We start from the raw sequence: 5,894 nt of genomic DNA on the forward strand, positions 1-5,894 counted from the left end.
CGGGGCGACATGTTTATAGCCGGGCGATAGGACCTTTCTTCTAAGCCCCAGCGGGGCGACATGTGCCATTGGTCTGAATCGCTAATTAGACCGATGGCGTATACGTCGAAGCTAGGAAGCCTCTCCCACTGTGGGTTTGAGCTGCGGAGATCCTTCTCCTGATGCGTAGACGCATTGAAAGTTATTTATGAACACCTTTCGCTTAATTACCAATTTACTGTTAGGAGGAAAACCATGAAAATAACTGACATAGAGGTCATTCAGTTCCGGACAACAACCAGGGGCCATCCTACCAAGTGGGGGTATGGTGTCTGGGGAGACGAAGTGGACAGTGTGGGCACAATCACCAAAATATCCACGGACGAAGGCGTCGAAGGGCATATGCTTGGAGGGGACAAAGCCACGATGGAGGGCGTCATCAAGCCGCTCATTCTGGGTGAAAATCCGTTGCACCGAGAGCAGATTTGGCACTGGATGGACCAGATGTCCACTTTCACCCATAAGCCATCGGAGAGTGAAATGGGACTGGTTGATTGCGCGTTGTGGGATCTGTTGGGCAACAAAGCTGGTGTCCCGGTCTACCAACTCCTAGGTGGAGCACGTGAGAAAGTCAGAGCCTATGCGAGTACCTATCCTAACCTAGGCGGTCCCGAGGTTTACGCTGAACACGCACGAGCTTGTAAAGCGAAAGGCTACAAGGCTTACAAGGTCCATGCCTACATCTGCTGGAACCCCCACACCGAAGAGCCTGCACCTCAGCTGCCCGGTTTCCCAAAGGAAGATGTCGAGGTGTGCAAAGCGGTACGCGAAGCGGTAGGGGATGACATGGTGTTGATGCTCGACCCATTCGGCGTCTATACCCTGGATGAATCTATCTGGGTGGGTAGAGAGTTAGAGAAACTCAATTACTACTGGTTGGAACACCCCATGGTCGAAACGCGTGTTGAGGCCTACCGCCGACTCTGCCGTGAGTTGGATATCGCCATTTGCTCACCGGAGCACGTGCCGGGCGGCGTGTTTAGCCGAGCAGAGTGGATACTGCAGGGCGCTTGCGACATGATGCGCATCGACATATTTTACGGTGGAATTACGGGATGCTGGAAGATGATTAATCTCTGTCAGGCTTACGGCATACAGTGTGAACTGCACGGCACGGGTGCACCCCACGTCCATCTTGCATGTGCTGCACCGGAAGCCACCTGCCGGTATTACGAGCGCGGACTCCTACGCCCCGGTGTAGATTATGAAGAGCCATCGCCGTATCTGAAAGCAATTGAAGATCCAATCGACTCTGAAGGCAATGTCATCGTTTCTCAGAAGCCCGGGCTAGGTATAGAATACGATTGGGATTATATTGAAGCAAACCGGATATAAACATAATCCAATGTAATACTCGGCGACCCTCGCGGTAGGGAACAACGATCGTTGTTCCCTACTTATCCCATAAGTTGTGCTTCCACCGTTTCACCCGCATTTATCGTCACACCCGCTGGAATAACGATAAAACCGTTGGCTAAGACAAGTGAATGAAGGATACCAGAACCTTGTGGCCCTGTTGTCTTTGCGTAATACTTCCCGTCACGTGAGGTGATAATTGAGCGCATAAAACTGACACGGCCATCTCTGTTGAAGACATCTTCCTCCAAAAACGCCTCGAAGGTTGGCCGAAGTAGCTCCGAATGCCCCGCCATTTTGAGGAGAGCAGGCCGGACAAAGAGTTCAAACACAACCAGTGACGAAACTGGGTTACCCGGCAGGCCAAAAATCGGCTTGCCATCGGCGATACCGTAAGCCTGTGGCTTTCCCGGCTTCATCGCTACACGCCAGAAATTGATCTCACCCAGCTTAGACAGCACTGCCTTAACAACGTCGAATTCTCCGACAGAGACCCCGCCGCTGGTGATGAGAGCATCTGCTCCGTCCAACGCCTCACGGAACTTCCGTTCCGTCTCTGCTTCATCGTCACGGGCGATGCCCATATCGATGGGATAGCAGCCCGCCTCCTCAACTTGGGCACAGATGCCGTAGCGGTTACTATCCCGAATCTTGCCCGCCGCAAGTGGTTCTCCAAGCGGCGTAAGCTCATCGCCGGTGGAAACCACCGCGACTTTTGGACGTTTGTGAACCTCAACTTCGGATCGGTTTAGCGATGCAAGCATCGCAATTTCCTGCGGGCGGATGAGTTTTCCCTTTGACATGACCAGATCGCCCTGGCCCACACTCTCACCCATGAACCGAACGTTCTCATCTTTTTCCACACCGTCAAGGATTGTGACCTGTTCCCCTTCCAATTCCGTCACTTCCTTCATAACAACGGCGTCCGCACCTTCAGGCATCATCGCGCCTGTCATGATCCGCGCGGCACTTCCACGTTGGACGTGGGCTGTTGGGGCATAGCCTGCTTGAATCGTATCAATGATTGAAAGCTGGACGGGCTCAGCTTTGGACGCATTGGACACATCCGCCGCAACGACAGCGAAACCATCCATCGCCGAATTGTGGAACGGCGGTATATTCTCGCTAGCGTACACATCTTCAGCGAGAATGGTGCCGAGACTGTCTAAAATGCCACGTTTCTCTGTGGGTAAAGCGCAGATAGTATTCAACATGCGCTGACGCGCCTCTTCAACAGTTAGCATGATGATTTCCTCCAATATATTTTTCTGCTTTTTCAAAGTCTTCAGGTGTATTAATGTTGAAAAACGAAAGCCCTCGCGGATCAAACTCCCGCCATTCATGTGGTTGGACAATACGGGCCTCAATGCGATCGTACAGCGCATGAACGCGCAATTCGCCAACTGCCAACATTTCATCAACTACGGGTAAACACCGCTTTGAATAAACAGCGGACAAGGTTTGAAAGACGGGACTAGGACGGTCTATCGCCTGAACACAGGGAACCACTGCATCATAAGGGCCGAGGAGGGCGACCAAATGAGATAGGAGGTTCGATTGTAACAACGGCATATCGCAGCCCACACAGATTACAGTACTGTTTGCAGCGTAACTCAACCCTGCGTGGAGTCCTCCCAATGCTCCCATGTCCGGTAGTATATCTGTGTAGATCGGCAATTTCAGGGATGTGTATAGGCCTGGCTCGTTTGTAATCAGTAAGAGTTCATCCGTGACCGATTCCATTTGGCGGATAACATGTACAATGAGCGGCTCATTTCCCAGACGCATCAACGCCTTGTTCTGTCCCATCCGCCGGCTCTGCCCACCGGCAAGTATAACGCCTGTAACCGCCGTGATGTTAGTGGTTTCCATAATTATTCGTGCGACTCTAAAAATTCTGTGTTCCAACCAAGACGGACATGCACATCCCAAACCCATTGTAAAACATCTTAATTAGGACTTACGCAGCGCGTTCATAAGTCCCCCTGACAAGGGGGATTTAGGGGGTTGGTTGTGCATTGAAAGTGTATCAGTAATTCTAAAATCTACTACGTATAATACCTCCAATCATATCACTTCAAGGCAGCGGCGTCAATACAAAAACAGGGGAAATTCAGACTAACAGATGGACATCTTGTCTCTATTCTACAGCCTTTTTTGACGACTTCCAAAGATCACCCGTTCCCAATCTAAGGCACCGGCGCTTCCAGAATCAGCAGTCCCAGATCGCTTGGAAACACCGGGCCCGCTTCTGGCATTTGCGCTGCCCAATAAATCGCTTGGTTGTTGGATCGGTGGATTACAAAGTTAAAACCGATACGATTATGCTGTCTCGTTTTCAAGGGATGATATCCGCGAAGCACAGGGAAAAACGGGATACGTGCCTCAATAACATAATAATCTGCTTGCTGCCTCACTGCAACATCAAGATTCGCTGCTTGATAATTTGGGATAAATTCAGGCGCGCCCTGACCAATATAGGGACGATCTCCATGGAAACCGCCTCCTTTGGGGCATATCCAAATGACATACCGGTTCGGATCGTTCTCCATCTGCAGGTAATTCGGCTTCTTGGCTCCGTCTGGATGCAGATCTATGTGCAGTTCTAGAGCATCGGCGTCGCGGTAATATTCAATAACATCTGGCACAGAGATATTTTTATCATAGATCTGTGCGAGAAGATAAAGGTTATCTCGGTCCCACTGCAACCAGAGGAGTCCTGCATCTTGGGAGGTTCTAATGACTTGCTCAAGGGGCCAACCGTCCTCATGTCCATCAATCAACACCGGTCGATTTGTATACGGTGCCCAAGCGATGGAATTTGCGCGACAACTGATGCTGACTTCAACGTTGGTTTCGCCCGTATCCGTAAGCCCATCTTCATAGGTCGCCCTGACAGTATCCCCACCAACTAGTCCAAGGACCGGTATTGCATCAACCCTCTCCGAAGAAGACGCTAATGCACCAATTATCGCTCGCCCATACTGTGTGGAAATCTGCCCCCGGAAGATGTCGGAATTCGCATTCTCCTCATGGAGCATTATTGATGTTTCCTGTGCCTCTGTCACAACCTTTAGCGTTGTCGATTCGACCTTGAAGGAATCGAGATTCAGGTCTGCATCCGTCAGTCGAAAATGGAGAGGAATCCCAACATTAAAGTGCCTAATGGGGGTCCCATCTCCCCGAGTGATTGATAGATACCCCCCAACTCCTTTGCTAACATAAGCGAAATCCTCGACAACAGGGTAGTTCACCCCTAGGAAAGTCGGTGTATAGGTTGCCCGTATCTCTTCGTCACCCTGTACGTCCAGAGTTTCATCCGCAACCGCCGTTGTGCCGTATCGGGTCGGAACGGAGCCGGTAAAAATGCCTTCAACTCCCGATTTTTTACGGAGTATAACTTCAACCTCATCTCTTGTTCTGTCACCGGCGACCGAAATCTTGACTTCATTAGCTTCGACAACCGTGCTAAGAAGCAGATCTTCCAGCCAGAAGTAGATCGTTCGACCAGCATTAAAGCTACCTAATTCATGGGTTGATGCAAAATCTTTCGGGGCTGCTGTGAAGATAGGAACTGCTGCTTCGGGATTAAACAACGAGTCACTGATATGTGCATCAACGATGCGTAGCATGCCTGCGCTGCTGCCCAACACGACGGCTTGAGTTTGGGTTTGAACTTCCGTTTCACCGGTTGCAGTAATTTCATCGATATATACGGACGTGATAACCTCTTTATCCGTGATCCGTAGAATTTCATCTGTGGTGATTGGTGGGTTCCCCTCAATGATTGAAGATTCTCCTTTTTGGGTCGCAACGTTGCCCTCAAAAACAGCACTGTCGATAGCTGTCTCACGCACAATTATTTGGACATTATCCGCGACAACATTGCCCCAGACTGTCACCTTCGCACCGTCGGACACCACTGGGGATAGATTCAAATCCTCATCTGTTAGACGAATTCTCAGCCTTTCACCTACGTTGAAGCTACCGGTGCCCACAGCAGAACCACTGATAATTACGCCACTGTCTGCGCTATAGATTTGTAGTTCGCCGGTGTTGCCCGTTTCGACAGAGAGTTTCTGTTGAATAGGCATCCGTGTTGCCCCTGTGTTCTGTAAGGCGTCAATATAAGTGCATATCACAACACCTTCACCCTGTACCTGCAAGACATTATCGTCTGGAATGGGGTTATTTCCGTAGCCAGTTCTAATTTCGCCGCGAAAAATGTCCACACTATCTGCCGTTTTAGCCAATGTGACGCTGGTACGATCTCGAACCGCGCCTTCAGTGAAATCGGTTTCAAGCAACTGTGCAATCACATCGGTGCTATCCAGATCTGCGTCTTGGACTTCCAAAATCAACGTATCACCGGCTCGGAAACTTGATACCTCAAGATTTTGAGCCAAAGCATAATCAAAATTTTTCTTGTTATAGACTTTAAGTTTCCCAGTGATGCCAACATTCGCCTCACAGGTATCGTGAAATTCCACATTAGTTTC

At 50.1% G+C, this 5,894-nt stretch carries 4 protein-coding genes; 1 reads left to right on the forward strand and 3 read right to left on the reverse strand.

Features of this window, described 5'->3' with window-relative positions:
* The first annotated feature begins 234 nt into the window (after positions 1-234).
* Positions 235-1,374 (forward strand): enolase, encoded by a 1,140-nt coding sequence (locus J4G02_17925; GenBank protein ID MCE2396417.1) that lies wholly within the window; start codon positions 235-237, stop codon positions 1,372-1,374.
* 62 nt (positions 1,375-1,436) lie between these two features.
* Here J4G02_17925 and J4G02_17930 read toward each other — a convergent pair whose 3' ends face one another.
* From J4G02_17930 to J4G02_17940, 3 genes are all read right to left on the reverse strand, one after another.
* A complete protein-coding gene (locus J4G02_17930) occupies positions 1,437-2,639 on the reverse strand; it encodes a molybdopterin molybdotransferase MoeA (GenBank protein ID MCE2396418.1) in 1,203 nt (400 codons plus the stop codon).
* Positions 2,626-3,267 carry a molybdenum cofactor guanylyltransferase gene (locus J4G02_17935; GenBank protein MCE2396419.1) on the reverse strand — a complete coding sequence of 214 codons (642 nt, stop codon included), beginning with the start codon at positions 3,265-3,267 and terminating at the stop codon, positions 2,626-2,628. The genes J4G02_17930 and J4G02_17935 overlap by 14 nt, the downstream gene beginning before the upstream one ends.
* A gap of 317 nt (positions 3,268-3,584) precedes the next feature.
* A partial coding sequence (locus J4G02_17940) for a hypothetical protein (protein ID MCE2396420.1) occupies positions 3,585-5,894 on the reverse strand: 2,310 nt, incomplete at its 5' end.

This window comes from Candidatus Poribacteria bacterium, from assembly GCA_021295755.1.
Classification (GTDB): domain Bacteria; phylum Poribacteria; class WGA-4E; order WGA-4E; family PCPOR2b; genus PCPOR2b.